Origin of the sequence: Anaeromyxobacter sp. SG17 (genome assembly GCF_022690695.1) — a bacterium.
Classification (GTDB): domain Bacteria; phylum Myxococcota; class Myxococcia; order Myxococcales; family Anaeromyxobacteraceae; genus Anaeromyxobacter; species Anaeromyxobacter soli.
Map to the genome: position 1 here is coordinate 1 of NZ_JALCYX010000098.1, position 13,116 is coordinate 13,116.

Here is a 13,116-nt window from a genome sequence, read left to right on the forward strand (position 1 = left end):
GGCTCGCGCGCGCGAGCGCCGCCGTCGGCGGCGGACGCTGGGTCGATCCCGGGCGCGTGACGCCGCTCCTCGAGGCCCTCCTCGAGCCGGGCGACCGCGTCTGCCTGGAGGGCGACAACCAGAAGCAGGCCGACTTCCTCGCGCGCGCCCTCGCGCGGGCCGATCCCGCCCGCGTCCACGATCTGCACCTCGTCATGTCGGTGCTCGCGCTCCCCGAGCACGTCGAGCTCTTCGAGCGCGGCCTCGCGCGCCGCCTGGACTTCTCCTTCTCCGGGCCGCAGGGGACGCGCCTCGCGCAGCTCGTCGCCGCCGGGCGGATCGAGATCGGCGCCATCCACACCTACCTCGAGCTCTACGCCCGCTACTTCGTGGACCTCACGCCGCGCGTCGCGCTCGTCTCGGCCATCGCCGCCGATGGCGAGGGGAACCTCTACACCGGCCCCAACACCGAGGACACGCCGGCCATCGTCGAGGCGACGGCCTTCAAGGACGGGATCGTCGTCGCCCAGGTGGACGAGCGCGTGGAGCGGCTCCCGCGCGTCGACATCCCCGCCGGCTGGGTGGACTTCGTCACGGTCGCGCCGTCCAGGAGCGCGATCGAGCCGCTGTTCACGCGCGATCCGGCGCAGATCGGCGAGGTCCAGGTCCTCATGGCCATGATGGTCGTGAAGGGGATCTACGGGGAGTACGGGGTCGAGCGGCTCAACCACGGCATCGGCTTCGACTCGGCGGCCATCGAGCTCATCCTGCCCACCTACGCGGAGCGGCTCGGGCTGCGCGGGAAGATCTGCCGGCAGTGGGCGCTCAACCCCCACCCGACCCTCATCCCCGCCATCGAGGCGGGGTTCGTCGAGTCGATCCACGCGTTCGGCTCGGAGCTCGGCATGGAGCGCTACGTCGCGGCGCGGCCGGACGTGTTCTTCACCGGGCGCGACGGGAGCCTGCGCTCGAACCGGGCCTTCTCGCAGACCGCCGGGCACTACGCCTGCGATCTCTTCATCGGCTCGACCCTCCAGCTGGACCTCGCCGGGAACAGCTCCACCGCCACGACGAGCCGGATCACCGGGTTCGGCGGGGCGCCGAACATGGGCGCGGACGCGCGCGGCCGTCGCCACGCCAGCGCGGCCTGGCTCCGCGCCGGCCGCGAGGCGCAGGCGGATCCGGCGGCCATGCCGCGGGGGCGGAAGCTCGTGGTGCAGCTCCTCGAGACGTTCCGCGAGCACATGGAGCCGGCGTTCGTGGAGCGGCTCGACGCGTGGAGGCTCGCCGAGACGATGGGCATGGCGCTCCCGCCGGTGATGATCCACGGCGACGACGTGACGCACGTGGTGACGGAGGAGGGGATCGCGAACCTGCTCCTGTGCCGCACGCCGGAGGAGCGCGCCGAGGCGATCCGCGGCGTCGCCGGCTACACGCCGGTCGGGCGCGCGCGCTCGCGGCGCGCCGTCGAGGAGCTCCGCCGCCGGGGCGTCATCCGCCGCGCGGAGGATCTCGGCATCGACAAGCGCGAGGCGACGCGCGATCTGCTCGCCGCGCGCAGCGTGAAGGACCTCGTGCGCTGGTCGGGCGGGCTCTACGAGCCGCCCGCCCGGTTCCGGAGCTGGTGAGGGGAGGGACGGGATGGAGCGCCTCGCGTTCGAGCTCGAGTCGGCGGGCCCGCCGGCGCCGCGCGCGCCGCCGGTCGTCGTCGGCGTCGTCGCGTCCGGGAACCTCGAGGTGCTCGTCGAGCCGGGGGACCTCGCGGGCCGCTGCCGCGTCGAGGTCGCCACGTCCGCGAACGGGTTCGCGGAGATCTGGGACGCCGTGCTGCGGGACTTCGCGGCCCGGAACGCGGTCGCCGGGCTCGCGCTGTCCGTGAACGACGCGGGGGCGACCCCCGCCGTCGTGAGCCTGCGCCTCGACCAGGCGGTCGAGGAGTACCTGGGGCAGCGGCCGTGACGCCGGGGGACCCGGGTCACCTCCCCGCGCGGAGGAGCTATCGCGAGGCGACGGCGCGGCGCAGGCTCGCGGGGATCCTCGACCCGGGCAGCTTCACCGAGCTCCTCGGCCCCTCCGAGCGCGTGACGAGCCCGCACCTCGCCGGCCTCGGCCTCGCCGTCGCCTTCGACGACGGCGTCGTGGTCGGGCGCGGCCTCCTCGGCGGCCGGGTGGTCCTCGCCGCGAGCCAGGAGGGCGGGTTCATGGGCGGCGCGGTGGGCGAGGTGCACGGCGCGAAGCTCGTCGGGCTCCTCCGCCGCGCCGAGCGGGAGCGCCCGGCGGGCGTGCTCCTCCTGCTCGACTCGGGCGGCGTGCGGCTGCAGGAGGCGAACGCGGGCCTCGTGGCGGTCTCCGAGATCATGCGCGCGCTGCTCGGCGCGCGCGCCGCCGGCGTGCCGGTCGTCGGCCTCATCGGCGGCGGCTGGGGGTGCTTCGGCGGGATGGGCATCGTGGCGCGCTGCTGCGACGCGCTCGCCATGAGCGAGGAGGGGAGGCTCGGGATCTCCGGGCCCGACGTGATCGAGGCGACGAAGGGCGTCGAGGAGCTCGACGCCGCGGATCGCGCGCTCGTGTGGCGCACCTACGGCGGCAAGCACCGCTACCTGCTCGGCGAGGCGGACCTCCTCGTGGAGGACGACCTCGCCGCCTTCCGCGACGCCGCCGCGGCGCTCCTCGCCAGCCCGCGGTCGCTCGACGAGGGCGCGCTCGCGCGCGAGCACGAGCGCCTCGCGCGGCGGCTCGCGGACTTCGGCGGCTGCACGGACGCGGCGGACGTCTGGCGCGCCGCCGCGGTGCCGGACCCGGACCGCCTCCCGCTCCTCGACGCGGACGCGTTCCGCCGCGCCGTCGCCGCCGCGCGCGGGGAGGAGCCATGACCCCCGCGCTCGGGGCCCTCGTCGGCGCGCTCTTCCCCGCCGGGCACGCCGTCCGGGAGGAGGGCGGGATCGTCGTCGGCGCCGCGCACACCGCGGCCGGCGAGGTCGCGGTGCTCGGCACCGCGGGCGGGGTGGAGGTCGGCGTCGAGGCGGCGCTCGCCCTCGCGGGAGAGGTCCTCCGCACCGTGCGCGAGCACCCGGGGCGGCCCATCGTCGTCCTGGTGGACACCCGCGGCCAGCGGATGAGCCGGCGCGACGAGGTGCTCGGCCTCAACGGCTACCTCGGACACCTCGCCGCCTGCGTCGAGCTCGCGCGGCGGCGCGGGCACCCCATCGTCGCCGTGGTGAGCGGCGACGCGGTGAGCGGCGGGGTGCTGCCGCTCGGCTTCATGGCGGACGCCGTCCACGCCGTGGAGGGGGCGCACCCGTGGGTGATGAGCCTGCCGGCGATGGCGCGCGTGACGAAGCTCCCGCTCGAGCGGCTGGAGGAGCTGTCGCAAAGCTCGCCGGTGCTCGCGCCGGGCCTCGACCGCTTCGTGCGGCTCGGCGCGATCGAGCCGCGCTGGGAGCCGCCGCTCTCGGAGCAGCTCGCGGCCGCGCTCTCCCGTCCGGCCGGACGGGACCGCCGCGCGGAGCTCGGCCTCGAGCGAGGAGGGCGGCTCCTGGCGGCGGCGGTGGCGCGGCGGGTGAGCGGAGAGGACGGCGATGAGCCCTGACGCGGTCTCGGGCGACTTCCCGGCCCGCCACGATCTGGTCTGGCTCCGGCCCATGTGGCGCGAGGCGCTGCGCGGGGCGGTGGCGCCGTCCGCGCTGGACGCCCTCGGGGACTGGTTCGGCCGCCGGCTCCCCGCCGTCGCGTGCCGGCGCGACGGCTCCTGCGGCGACGCGATCCCGCTCGCGGTGGCGCTGCCGTCCTCCGCGGCGGGCGAGAAGCGGCGGGTGGCGCTCGCCGTGGAGCCGAGGGCCGTGGAGCGGATCGGGGCGCCGGCGACCCTCCGGGAGGCCGCCGGGAGCGCGCCGCCGGCGTGGCGGGAGCGGCTCGGAGCGCTCGACCACGCAGCGCGCGACGCGGGGCTCGTCCTGCGCGTGTACGGTTCGCTCGCGTGGCAGCACCTCTCCGGGCGGGCCTACGTGACGGAGCGCTCCGACGTGGACCTGCTCGTCGAGCCCCGCTCCGCGGGCGAGCTCCGCGGTGCGCTGGCGCTCCTCCGCGCCCGCGGCGACGGGATCCCGCGGCTGGACGGAGAGGTCCTGCTCCCCGGCGGGCGAGGCGTCTCGTGGCGGGAGCTCGCCGCGGGGGCCGCGCGGGTCCTCGTGAAGTCCGGGACGGCGGTGGCGCTCGAGCCGGCGCGGGCGCTCCTCGGGCCGCTCGCGGGGGAGGAGCCGTGGCCGTGACGACCGCCTCCGCGAGCCTCCCGGTGAAGCGTCCCCCCACCGCGAGCGTCGCGCACGCGATCGGCGAGGCGGCCGTCGCGGCGCTGCACGAGGAGCTCGAGGCCGAGCCCAAGCCGGGCCTCGTCACGCCGCGGGACCGCGGCGCGCACCGGGACATGGACGCGCGGACCTTCCGCGCGAGCATCGCGGCCCTGCGCGGCTACTTCCACGCGGTCGCGCGCGCCGGGACGGAGGGGGCCTCGCTCGCCGCCCTGCGCCCGCTCGCGCTCGACGCGGAGGCGCGCATGCTCCACGCGACCGGCGGCGTGAACACCCACCGCGGCGCGATCTTCTCGCTCGGCCTCCTGACCGCGGCGGCGGGGCGCCTCGCGGCCGCGCGCGCGCCCTTCGGGCCCGCCGCCCTCCGGGACGCCGTGCGCCGCGGCTACGGGGCGGCGATCCTGCGCGAGCTGCCGGCGCCGGTGGCGAGCCACGGCGCGATCGCCGGACGCCGCCACGGCGTCGGCGGCGCGCGCGCGGAGGCGGCGGCCGGGTTCCCGCACCTGTTCGACGTGGCGCTGCCGGCCCTCCGCGCGAGCCTGCTCCGCGGGGCCTCGCGCGAGGCCGCGGCCGTCCAGTGCCTGCTCTCCGCGATCGCGGTCCTCCCCGACACGAACCTCCTCTACCGCGGCGGCGCGGCCGGCCTCACCTTCGCACGCGCGGCCGCGCAGCTCTTCCTCGCCCGGGGCGGCGTGCACCGCAGCGGCTGGCGAGAGCACGCGCGCGCGCTGCACCGGGCGTTCGTCGGGCGGGACCTCTCGCCCGGCGGCAGCGCCGACCTGCTCGCCGCCGCGCTGTTCGTCGAGCGGCTCGGCGCGCTCGACCCCTCGCCCGCCGGGGGCGCGGGATGACGGGGACGGCCGGCCTCGCGGTGCTCTGTCCGGGGCAGGGGGGCCAGCACCCGGCCATGTTCGATCTCGCGCTCGCGAGCCCGCGCGGCGCCGAGGTCCTCGCCGCGGCGCGCGCGGCGCTCGGCGACGATCCGGTGGAGCGCGCGCGGCGCGGCGGCCCCGACCTGTTCGCGAACGCGCTCGCGCAGCCGCTCCTGTGCGCCGCCGAGCTCGCGACCTGGGCGGCGCTCCGCGAGGCGCTGCCCCCGGCGCGCGTGTTCGCAGGCTACAGCCTCGGGGAGCTCGCGGCCTACGGCTGCGCGGGCGCGCTCTCCCCAGGGGACACCGTGACGCTCGCCGCGCGCCGGGCGGCGCTCATGGACGCCGCCGCCCCCGCCGGCAGCGGGCTCCTGGCGCTCCGCGGGATCGCGCTCGCCCGGGCCGAGGCGCTCGCCGGGGAGGTCGGCGCGGAGCTCGCCATCGCGATCGGGCCGGATCACTGCGTCGTCGGCGGCGCCGCCGGTCCGCTCGCGCTCCTCGAGGTGCGCGCGCGCGCCCTGGGGGCCACGACCGTCCAGCGGCTCCCCGTGGGCGTCCCCGCCCACACGCACCTCCTCGACGCGGCGGTCGAGCCCTTCGCGGACGCGCTCGGGCGCTCCGGGCTTCGCGATCCCCCCACGCCCGTCCTGGCGGGCGTCACCGGCGCGCCGGCTCGGACCCGGACCGCGGCCGTGGCGGCCCTCTCCGTGCAGCTCGCGCGGCGCGTCGAATGGGGCCGCTGCCTCGCGACCGCCGCCGAGCTGGGCTGCTCGGTGTTCCTCGAGCTCGGGCCGGGCAACGCCCTCGCGCGGATGGCCGGCGAGGCCATCCCCGGCGCGCGCGCCCGCTCGGTGGCGGACTTCCGCTCGCTGGACGGCGTCGTGCGCTGGGTGGAGGCGAGCGGCGGCCGGCGATGAACGGCGGCGAGGCGCATTCAGCCTCTTGCGAGGCTGGCGCCGCGCGCGCCGAGCTCCGCGAGCAGCGCCTCGACCCGGTCGAGATCGACCGGCTTCACGAGGTGCACGTCGAAGCCGGCCTCCGCGGCCCGCGCGGCGTCCTCCGGCCGGCCGTACCCGGTCATCGCCACGATGGGCGCGCGCGGCGCCGGAGCCGCCTGCCGGATCCGACGCGCCACCTCGTAGCCGTCGAGGTCCGGGAGCCCGACGTCGAGCAGGATGACGTCGTAGCCGCCCGCGGCCGCGAGGGCGAGCCCCTCCTCGCCGCGGTGCACGAGGGTGACCGCGTGGCCCCACCCCGTGAGCGCGTCCTCGAGCAGGAACGCGAAGTCGTCGTTGTCCTCGACGACGAGCACGCGCAGCGGCCTCGCGTCCCGACGCCCGGGCCGCACCGGCGCCGCGGTCACCTCCGTCCCCGGCGGTGCCGCGGGTAGCCGGACCGTGAACTCCGTCCCCGCCCCGGGCTCGCTCGCGCAGGTCACCGTCCCGCCGTGCATCTCCACGATGCGCTTCACGAGCGAGAGCCCCACGCCGAGGCCGTTCTGGTGCCGCCCGGCCGCGCGCGCGCCCTGGAAGAAGAGATCGAACACGCGCGCGCGGACGTCCGGAGGCATCCCGATGCCGTCGTCCCGGACGCGGATCACGGCGTCGGTCCCCTCCCGCTCGACCGAGACCTGGACGCGGCCTCCCGGGGGCGTGAACTTCTGCGCGTTGGAGAGGAGGTTCTCCACGACCTGCTCGAGCCGCGCGGCGTCGGCGTGCACCGGGACCGGCTCGCCCGAGGTCGCGACGAGCTCCACGCCCGCTCCCGCGAACGCGTGCGCAGCCGCGTCGACGGCGTCGGCCACGATGCGCGCCGCGTCCACCGGCGCCCGGCGCAGCTCGAGCTTGTTCTTGTTGATGCGGGTGACGTCGAGCAGGTCGTCGACGATGCGCGCGAGGCGCCGCGTCTGGTGGGCGATGGTGGCGCGCCGCTTGGCGCCGCGCTCCGCGTCGGCGCAGTCGAGCTGCTGCACGGCCGCGAAGATCGAGGCGAGCGGGTTCCTGAGCTCGTGCGAGAGCGCGGCGAGGAACTCGTCCTTGAGCTGATCCACGCGGGCGAGCTCCTCCCGGCCCCGGCGCAGCTCCGCCCCGCTCCGGTTCAGCTCCTCGTTCTGGGCGAGCAGCTCCTCGTTCTGCGCCTGGATCTCCTCGCTCTGGGCCTGCAGCTCCTCGCTCTGCGCCTGGAGCTCCTCGCTCTGGGACTGGATCTCCTCGTTCTGCGCCTGCAGCCGCTCGTTCCGGTCCTGCAGCTCGGCGGCGAGGTGGACGGCGCGGCGGTGGGCGAGCGCGCTCTGGAGGGCGATCGCCAGCCGCGGGGCGGCGGCCTCGACGAACTCCGCCGCCGCGTCGCCGAGCTCGCGGACGCTGCCCACGAGGAGGACGCCCATCGTCCGCCCCTGGAACGGGAGCGGCGTCGCGACGAGCGAGCGCGGGGGCACCTCGTCGAAGCCGAAGCGCACGCGGAACGGCGTCTCCGCCGGGATGGCGTTCACGCGCAGCGTCGTCCCGCTCACGACCACCTAGGCCGGGAGTCCCTCGCCCCGCCCCGCGGCCTCCGCGGGCAGCGCGAACGTCGCGATGGGCCGGAGCGCGCCCTCGTCCGCGAGGTAGACGGCGCCGAGCTCGGCGCCCGCGTACCCGACCACCTCCGAGAGCGCGTCGCGCGCGATGGACTCCGGCTCGATCGTGGCGGCGAGTGCGCGCGACAGCCGGGCGTTCGACGAGAGCCGCCGCTCGCGCTCCTTCAGCGCCGCCGCCGCCGCCGCGAACGTGCGGGCGAGCTCGCGCAGCTCGTCGCGGACGGGAGGCCTCGGGCCCGGCGCGGCCGGAGCCGGCGGCGCGAGCGCGAGGGCCGGCCCGTGGTCGCCGTCGGCGAGGGCGCGGGCGGCGCTCACGAGCTCGGTCGCCGGGGTGCGCACGGCGCGCGTCGTGAGCGTCGCGACGGAGGCCGCGGCGAGGAGCGCCAGCACCGCCGCGAGGATCGTGCGGAGCACGAGCGCCTCTCGCGCCGCCGAGGCCGACGCGCTCGCGCGCCCGAGCTCCGCCTCGATCGTCCCCTCGAGGCGCTTCACCGCCGCCGCGAGCCGGTCGCGGCGCGTGGTCATCTCCGCCTCCGGCTGCAGGAGCGCGGTCGCGTCCGCGCCGTCCTTCACGCGCTCCAGGAACCGATCGCCCGAGACGAGGAAGGACTCGAGCAGCACCGCCGCGTCCTCGGCCCCGCGGCCGGGGACCGCCCCGCGGCGCTCGAGCTCCGAGAGGGCGCGCCGGGCCTCCTGCGCCGCCGCCACCGCGGCGTCGAAGTGCTCGACGGAGCGCGTGATCGCGAACCGTCGCGTCGCGACGGCCCGGTCCAGCACCGCCACCTCCAGCGCCGCAGCGCCGCGGGAGAGCTCCATCCCTTCCGCCTGGTGACGTTGCAGCCGCTCGAGCTGGTGGTACCAGGCGAACGTCGAGCCGAGGGTGACCACCACGATCGCGAGGACGACGCCGAAGCCCAGCGCGAGCCGCGCGCCGATGCCGAGGTCGAGTCGAGTCACGCGGACCTCCTTCTGCGGAAGACTCGGGCCGCGGGGTCCAGCACCTCGAGCTCGGCCAGCACGGACGCGCAGGGCCACTCCGCCTCCCCGAGCCAGAGGACGCCGCCCGGCCGGACCGCGGCGAGGAGCGCGTGGAACACCCGCTCCTGCAGCTCCGGCTGGAAGTAGATGAGCACGTTCCGGCACGCGACCAGATCGAACGGCGCGCCCGCGGGCGGAGCGTCGCCGCACAGGTCGTGGCGCGCGAAGCGCACGCGCCGGCGGATGCCCGGCCGCAGCCGGACGCGCCGCGGGGGCTCGCGGCCCGGCGAGCACGGGGAGAGCGCACCGGGCGGGCCCGGCGACGGGCTCGGCGGGGCGGGCTCGAACGCAGCGTGAAAGGCGGGTGGGACGTCCGCGAGCGCGCTCGCGAGGTACTTCCCCTCCGCAGCCGACGAGAGCGCGAGCGGGTCGACGTCGGTGGCGAGGATCTCCGGCGCGGTCGTGTCCGCCCCGAGCAGGAGCGCGAGCGTGTACGCCTCCTCGCCCCGGGCGCAGCCGGCGCTCCAGGCCCGGAGCCCGCGGCGAGCCGGGCGCGGCCCGCGGGCAGCGGCGCACGCCACCTCCGCGGCGCGTGCGTCCCGGAAGAAGCGGCTCACCTTGATCGTGAGCCGCTCGACCGCCCGGAACACCTCCGCGGGGTCCTCGGCGATGAGCGCGAGGTAGTCGCCGGCGTGGTGCACCCCCGCGCTGGCCATGCGCTGGCGGAGTCGCCGCTCCACGAAGTGGGGGCGGTGGTGCTGGAAGTCGACCCCGGATCGCTCGCGGATCAGGGCCAGGATCGCCTCGACCTCGGCGCGCATCGGCGGTGGCTTAAAGCAGACGGGGGCAGGGCCGTCAATCATCGGGAGGCGCCATGCGCATCCGTTCGTGCACGAAGGCTCTATCGCTCGCGGTCGCGCTCGCGGTGACGTCCTGCGGGGGGCGCGACGGCACCCGATCCGGGGCTCCGGCCGGGCCGATCCCCGTGAAGGGAATGACCTGGAACGTCCTCCACGGGGGCGCGTTCGACCGGGTCCTCTCGGAGACGGGGGACCTCCCCGCCGCCTTCGACGCGCTGTGGGCGGGGGTGGTGGCGAGCGATCCGCCCGCGCGGATGCGGAAGGTCGCCGCCGAGATCGCCTCCGCGCGGCCGGACCTCGTCGGCCTGCAGGAGGCGGCGCTGTGGCGCGCGGAGCTGCGCGACGGCTCCGCCACGATCGAGTACGACCTCGTGGGGCTCGTCCTCGCGGAGCTGCGCGCGCGCGGCGCGGCGTACTCGCTCGTGTCCCTGCAGGCGTCGGCGGAGCCGACGCTGCCGGGCGCGCGCGGCTCCTACCGCTTCGCCGATCGCGTCGCGGTGCTCGCGCGCGATGGGCTCGCCGTCTCGAACCCTCGCGGCGGGCTCTACGCGACGCGGCTGCCGCTCCCCGTGCCGCTCCCCGGCGGCGGCTCGTTCGGCGTACCGCGCGCGTGGACGAGCGTCGACGTCGAGCTCGACGGGCGGCGCTTCCGCTTCCTCTGCACGCACCTCGAGACGGTGGAGGCGGTGTCGGCGGGCCAGGCCGCGGAGCTCGTGACGCTCGCCGGGGCCGACCTCCCCGTGATCGTGGTGGGGGACATGAACTCGGCGCCGGGCGACGACGCGTACGAGCTCCTCGTGAACGGCACTTCGGGGCTCCGCGACGCGTGGGAGGCCGGCGAGGGGGCGGGCCTCACCTGCTGCCGAGACTCGCTCACCGACCCGGCGGCCGGCGTGACCCAGCGGGTGGACCTCGTGCTGCAGCGTGGCTTCACCGCGCGGTCCGCGGCGCTCGCCGGCGCCGACGCCGCGAGCTTCGAGGGCGGGCGCTGGCCGTCGGATCACGTCGGGGTGGTCGCCGAGCTCGAGCTCCCCTGACCGGGCGTGCCACGCGCCTGCGCTCTCGCGGACGGGGGCCTGCTCGCGGCGGCGCAAGCGAACGTTTCGGGCGGCGGTGACATGCCGGAGACACGGCGCCCTTATCTCCCCGGCTCCTCGGGACCACGGAGCCGCGATGCCCCTCTACGCCGATCTGTTCCGCTCGATGGAGCGCGCCCGCTGGAGCCTGGCCGACGACGTGCCCTGGGATCGCTTCGACCCGGCGAAGCTCACCGGCGAGCAGGCGCTCACGGTGAAGCAGAACGCCATCACCGAGTGGTCGGCGCTGCCTGCGACGGAGATGTTCCTCCGCGACAACCGCGACGACAGCGACTTCTCGGCGTTCATGTCCATCTGGTTCTACGAGGAGCAGAAGCACGCCCTCGTGCTCATGGAGTACCTGCGGCGCTTCCGGCCGGACCTCCTCCCCACGGAGGACGAGCTCCACGCCGTGCGCTTCGAGTTCGATCCGGCGCCGCCGCTCGAGACCCTCATGCTGCACTTCTGCGGCGAGGTGCGGCTCACGCAGTGGTACCGGCGGGCCGCGGAGTGGCACGAGGAGCCGGTGATCCGCCACGTCTACGGCCTCGTGTCCGAGGACGAGGCGCGCCACGCCGGCGCGTACCTCAAGTACATGCGCCGCGCGCTCGAGCGACACGGCGACACGGCGCGCGCGGCGTTCGCGAAGATCGGCGTCCTCATGGCGAGCGGCGGGCGGGGCGGCAAGCCGCTCCACCCGACGAACCTGCACGTGAACCGCTCCCTCTTCCCGAACGACACCGTCCAGAGCCGCCTGCCCGATCCGGGCTGGCTGGAGCGCTGGCTCGACGACCAGATCCGGTTCGATGGAGAGTGCGAGCAGCGCGTCGTGCGCGCGATCCTCCGCAGCCTCTCGGCGCTGTTCGGCGAGCCGTTCGAGACGGTGCGCGATCTCAACCGCTTCCGGAAGGCGGGGCGCGCCGGCGCGGGGGAGACGCGCGCGACGCCGTGAACGGCGGGGCGTGACCCGGAGCCGGCCCTAAACGGCCGATCATGATTCGCTAACAGGCGGCTAACAGGCGAGCGAAGCGAGCCCGCCGGGGCGACGCCGCGGAAGCGGCGAAGCCGCTCGCGGCGGCGCACGGGACCCGGCGAGCAGGGGGGGGCCCCGACGACGGCGGGCAGCCGGCGGTGGGGCGGGGCGCCGCCCCGGTAGATGCCGCGACGCCGCGGAAGCGGCGAAGCCGCTCGCGGCGGCGCACGGGACCCGGCGAGCCGGGGTGGGGCTCCGACGAGCTTCGCTCGGCGGGGCGGGGGCGCAGCCCCCGTCAGAACATGAGAGCCCCCGGCCCCCGGTCAGAGCCGGATCTCGAGCCGGTGGATGCGCGTCTCCTCCATCCCGGCGGGATCGAGCTCGGCCTCCTTCCAGCCGTCGACGTGGCTGTTGCCGATGTAGTGGAAAACGCCCCGGTCGAGGGCCCCGGTCGTGGGCGTGTGCCAGCGCGGGTTCCCGGCCTCGACGACGCCGGCGCGGACGACGCGCTCGGCGCCCGGCGCGAGCTCGAGCCGCACGATCCGCGGCGCGCCGAGCCCGTTCTGGATCGCGACGAGGGTCCGCCCCTGGGCGGACAGTCCGTCGATCCCGCCCAGCGGGAAGCCCGTCGGTCCGGCCAGCCGCCGGGGCGCGCCGCCCGCGACCGGCACGTCCCACAGCCCGAACGCGTCCGCCACGAGCAGCCGCCCCTCCGCGAAGGCGATCCCGTTCGCGTAGGTGAACGTGCCCGGAGGGACCACCGGCGCGAGCGCCGTCGCGCCCGGGTCGAGCCGGTACACCGCGCCGGCCTCGCTGTCGGTGACGAGCACCGCGCCGTCCTCGGCGACGGCGAGGTCGTTCAGCAGGTGCCCCTCTCCGTCCAGGGTGACGCTGCGCCTCGTCGCGCCGCTCGCGAGGTCGAACGCGTACACGCCCGAGCGCGAGCCGGTCTTCGCGGCGCCATCCGCCGCGTCGCCACGGTTCGCCACGGCCCACAGGAGCCCGCGCCGGGGATCGACCTTCACCCCGAGCACGCGCCCGAGCCCGCCAGCCTGGGCCGGGACCGCGTCGGTCGCCGCGCCTCCCGGGGCGATGCGGACGATCTTCCGCAGCCGGATGCTCCCCACGTAGAGCGTCCCGTCGCGCGGATCGACCGCGATCCCCTCCGCGACGAGGCCGCGCTCCTGCAGCGTGAACGCCACGCCTGCGTGGTGAGTCGCCGGCGCGCGGGCGGCGATCCGCGCCGCGACGTCGCGGAACGCGTCGCGGCCGGCGAGCCCGGCGAAGTCCCGCGCGTCGAGGGGGACGTCCCAGCCGCGCGCGTCGAGCGCGCGGAGCGTCTCGAGCGCGCCGTCGGGATCGCCCCGGCCGCACTGCGTCCACGCGCGGAGGTAGAGGCGGCCGGGATCGTCGGCGCCCGGCTCCTGCGCCGGCCGCGCCCCGGCGGGCCCGGGGCGAGCCGCGTCGCGCGCGGGCGGCGCGCCGCCGGTGCGGCA

General features: G+C 77.0%; 13 protein-coding genes. 9 read left to right on the forward strand and 4 right to left on the reverse strand.

Annotated elements, in window-relative coordinates:
* The 7 genes from mdcA to MNY60_RS21615 form a co-directional block, all read left to right on the forward strand.
* The coding region (mdcA, locus tag MNY60_RS21585; RefSeq protein WP_242361828.1) for a malonate decarboxylase subunit alpha at positions 1 to 1,607 on the forward strand (1,607 nt) is incomplete at its 5' end.
* Between the two features lie 13 nt (positions 1,608 to 1,620).
* Positions 1,621 to 1,938, forward strand: a complete 318-nt coding sequence (gene mdcC, locus MNY60_RS21590; protein ID WP_242341312.1) for a malonate decarboxylase acyl carrier protein — start codon at positions 1,621 to 1,623, stop codon at positions 1,936 to 1,938.
* Positions 1,935 to 2,852: a biotin-independent malonate decarboxylase subunit beta gene (locus MNY60_RS21595; protein WP_242361830.1), complete on the forward strand. Its 918-nt coding sequence runs from the start codon at positions 1,935 to 1,937 to the stop codon at positions 2,850 to 2,852. The genes mdcC and MNY60_RS21595 overlap by 4 nt, the downstream gene beginning before the upstream one ends.
* Positions 2,849 to 3,568 (forward strand): biotin-independent malonate decarboxylase subunit gamma, encoded by a 720-nt coding sequence (locus tag MNY60_RS21600; protein WP_242341315.1) that lies wholly within the window; start codon positions 2,849 to 2,851, stop codon positions 3,566 to 3,568. The genes MNY60_RS21595 and MNY60_RS21600 overlap by 4 nt, the downstream gene beginning before the upstream one ends.
* Positions 3,558 to 4,247: a malonate decarboxylase holo-[acyl-carrier-protein] synthase gene (gene mdcG, locus MNY60_RS21605; protein WP_242341316.1), complete on the forward strand. Its 690-nt coding sequence runs from the start codon at positions 3,558 to 3,560 to the stop codon at positions 4,245 to 4,247. Before MNY60_RS21600 ends, mdcG begins: the two co-directional genes overlap by 11 nt.
* Positions 4,244 to 5,137, forward strand: a complete 894-nt coding sequence (mdcB, locus tag MNY60_RS21610; protein WP_242341317.1) for a triphosphoribosyl-dephospho-CoA synthase MdcB — start codon at positions 4,244 to 4,246, stop codon at positions 5,135 to 5,137. The genes mdcG and mdcB overlap by 4 nt, the downstream gene beginning before the upstream one ends.
* Positions 5,134 to 6,072, forward strand: a complete 939-nt coding sequence (locus MNY60_RS21615) for an ACP S-malonyltransferase (protein WP_242361832.1) — start codon at positions 5,134 to 5,136, stop codon at positions 6,070 to 6,072. Before mdcB ends, MNY60_RS21615 begins: the two co-directional genes overlap by 4 nt.
* Before the next feature lie 17 nt (positions 6,073 to 6,089).
* Here MNY60_RS21615 and MNY60_RS21620 read toward each other — a convergent pair whose 3' ends face one another.
* Genes MNY60_RS21620 through MNY60_RS21630 form a run of 3 tightly spaced genes read right to left on the reverse strand, consistent with a single transcriptional unit; the run spans position 6,090 to position 9,532 of the window.
* Positions 6,090 to 7,667, reverse strand: coding sequence for a hybrid sensor histidine kinase/response regulator (locus tag MNY60_RS21620; protein WP_242361834.1), 1,578 nt, complete (start codon positions 7,665 to 7,667; stop codon positions 6,090 to 6,092).
* 6 nt (positions 7,668 to 7,673) lie between these two features.
* Positions 7,674 to 8,690: a hypothetical protein gene (locus MNY60_RS21625; RefSeq protein ID WP_242361836.1), complete on the reverse strand. Its 1,017-nt coding sequence runs from the start codon at positions 8,688 to 8,690 to the stop codon at positions 7,674 to 7,676.
* The gene (locus tag MNY60_RS21630) at positions 8,687 to 9,532 is read right to left on the reverse strand and encodes a protein-glutamate O-methyltransferase CheR (protein ID WP_242361838.1); all 846 of its coding nucleotides are present in this window, start codon (positions 9,530 to 9,532) and stop codon (positions 8,687 to 8,689) included. The genes MNY60_RS21625 and MNY60_RS21630 overlap by 4 nt, the downstream gene beginning before the upstream one ends.
* A gap of 53 nt (positions 9,533 to 9,585) precedes the next feature.
* Here MNY60_RS21630 and MNY60_RS21635 point away from each other — a divergent pair, with 53 nt between their 5' ends.
* Positions 9,586 to 10,608, forward strand: a complete 1,023-nt coding sequence (locus tag MNY60_RS21635; protein ID WP_242361840.1) for an endonuclease/exonuclease/phosphatase family protein — start codon at positions 9,586 to 9,588, stop codon at positions 10,606 to 10,608.
* A gap of 136 nt (positions 10,609 to 10,744) precedes the next feature.
* A complete protein-coding gene (locus MNY60_RS21640) occupies positions 10,745 to 11,599 on the forward strand; it encodes an acyl-ACP desaturase (RefSeq protein ID WP_242361842.1) in 855 nt (284 codons plus the stop codon).
* A gap of 344 nt (positions 11,600 to 11,943) precedes the next feature.
* Here MNY60_RS21640 and MNY60_RS21645 read toward each other — a convergent pair.
* The coding region (locus tag MNY60_RS21645) for an SMP-30/gluconolactonase/LRE family protein (RefSeq protein WP_242361843.1) at positions 11,944 to 13,116 on the reverse strand (1,173 nt) is incomplete at its 5' end.

Excerpts from the sequence above, each read along its gene's own strand:
- MNY60_RS21600 (WP_242341315.1), top strand. The coding sequence starts at position 2,849 with ATGACCCCCGCGCTCGGGGCCCTCGTCGGCGCGCTCTTCCCCGCCGGG.
- mdcC (WP_242341312.1), top strand. The coding sequence starts at position 1,621 with ATGGAGCGCCTCGCGTTCGAGCTCGAGTCGGCGGGCCCGCCGGCGCCG.
- MNY60_RS21615 (WP_242361832.1), top strand. The coding sequence starts at position 5,134 with ATGACGGGGACGGCCGGCCTCGCGGTGCTCTGTCCGGGGCAGGGGGGC.
- MNY60_RS21640 (WP_242361842.1), top strand. The coding sequence starts at position 10,745 with ATGCCCCTCTACGCCGATCTGTTCCGCTCGATGGAGCGCGCCCGCTGG.
- mdcG (WP_242341316.1), top strand. The coding sequence starts at position 3,558 with ATGAGCCCTGACGCGGTCTCGGGCGACTTCCCGGCCCGCCACGATCTG.
- MNY60_RS21630 (WP_242361838.1), bottom strand. The coding sequence starts at position 9,532 with ATGCGCGCCGAGGTCGAGGCGATCCTGGCCCTGATCCGCGAGCGATCC.
- MNY60_RS21635 (WP_242361840.1), top strand. The coding sequence starts at position 9,586 with ATGCGCATCCGTTCGTGCACGAAGGCTCTATCGCTCGCGGTCGCGCTC.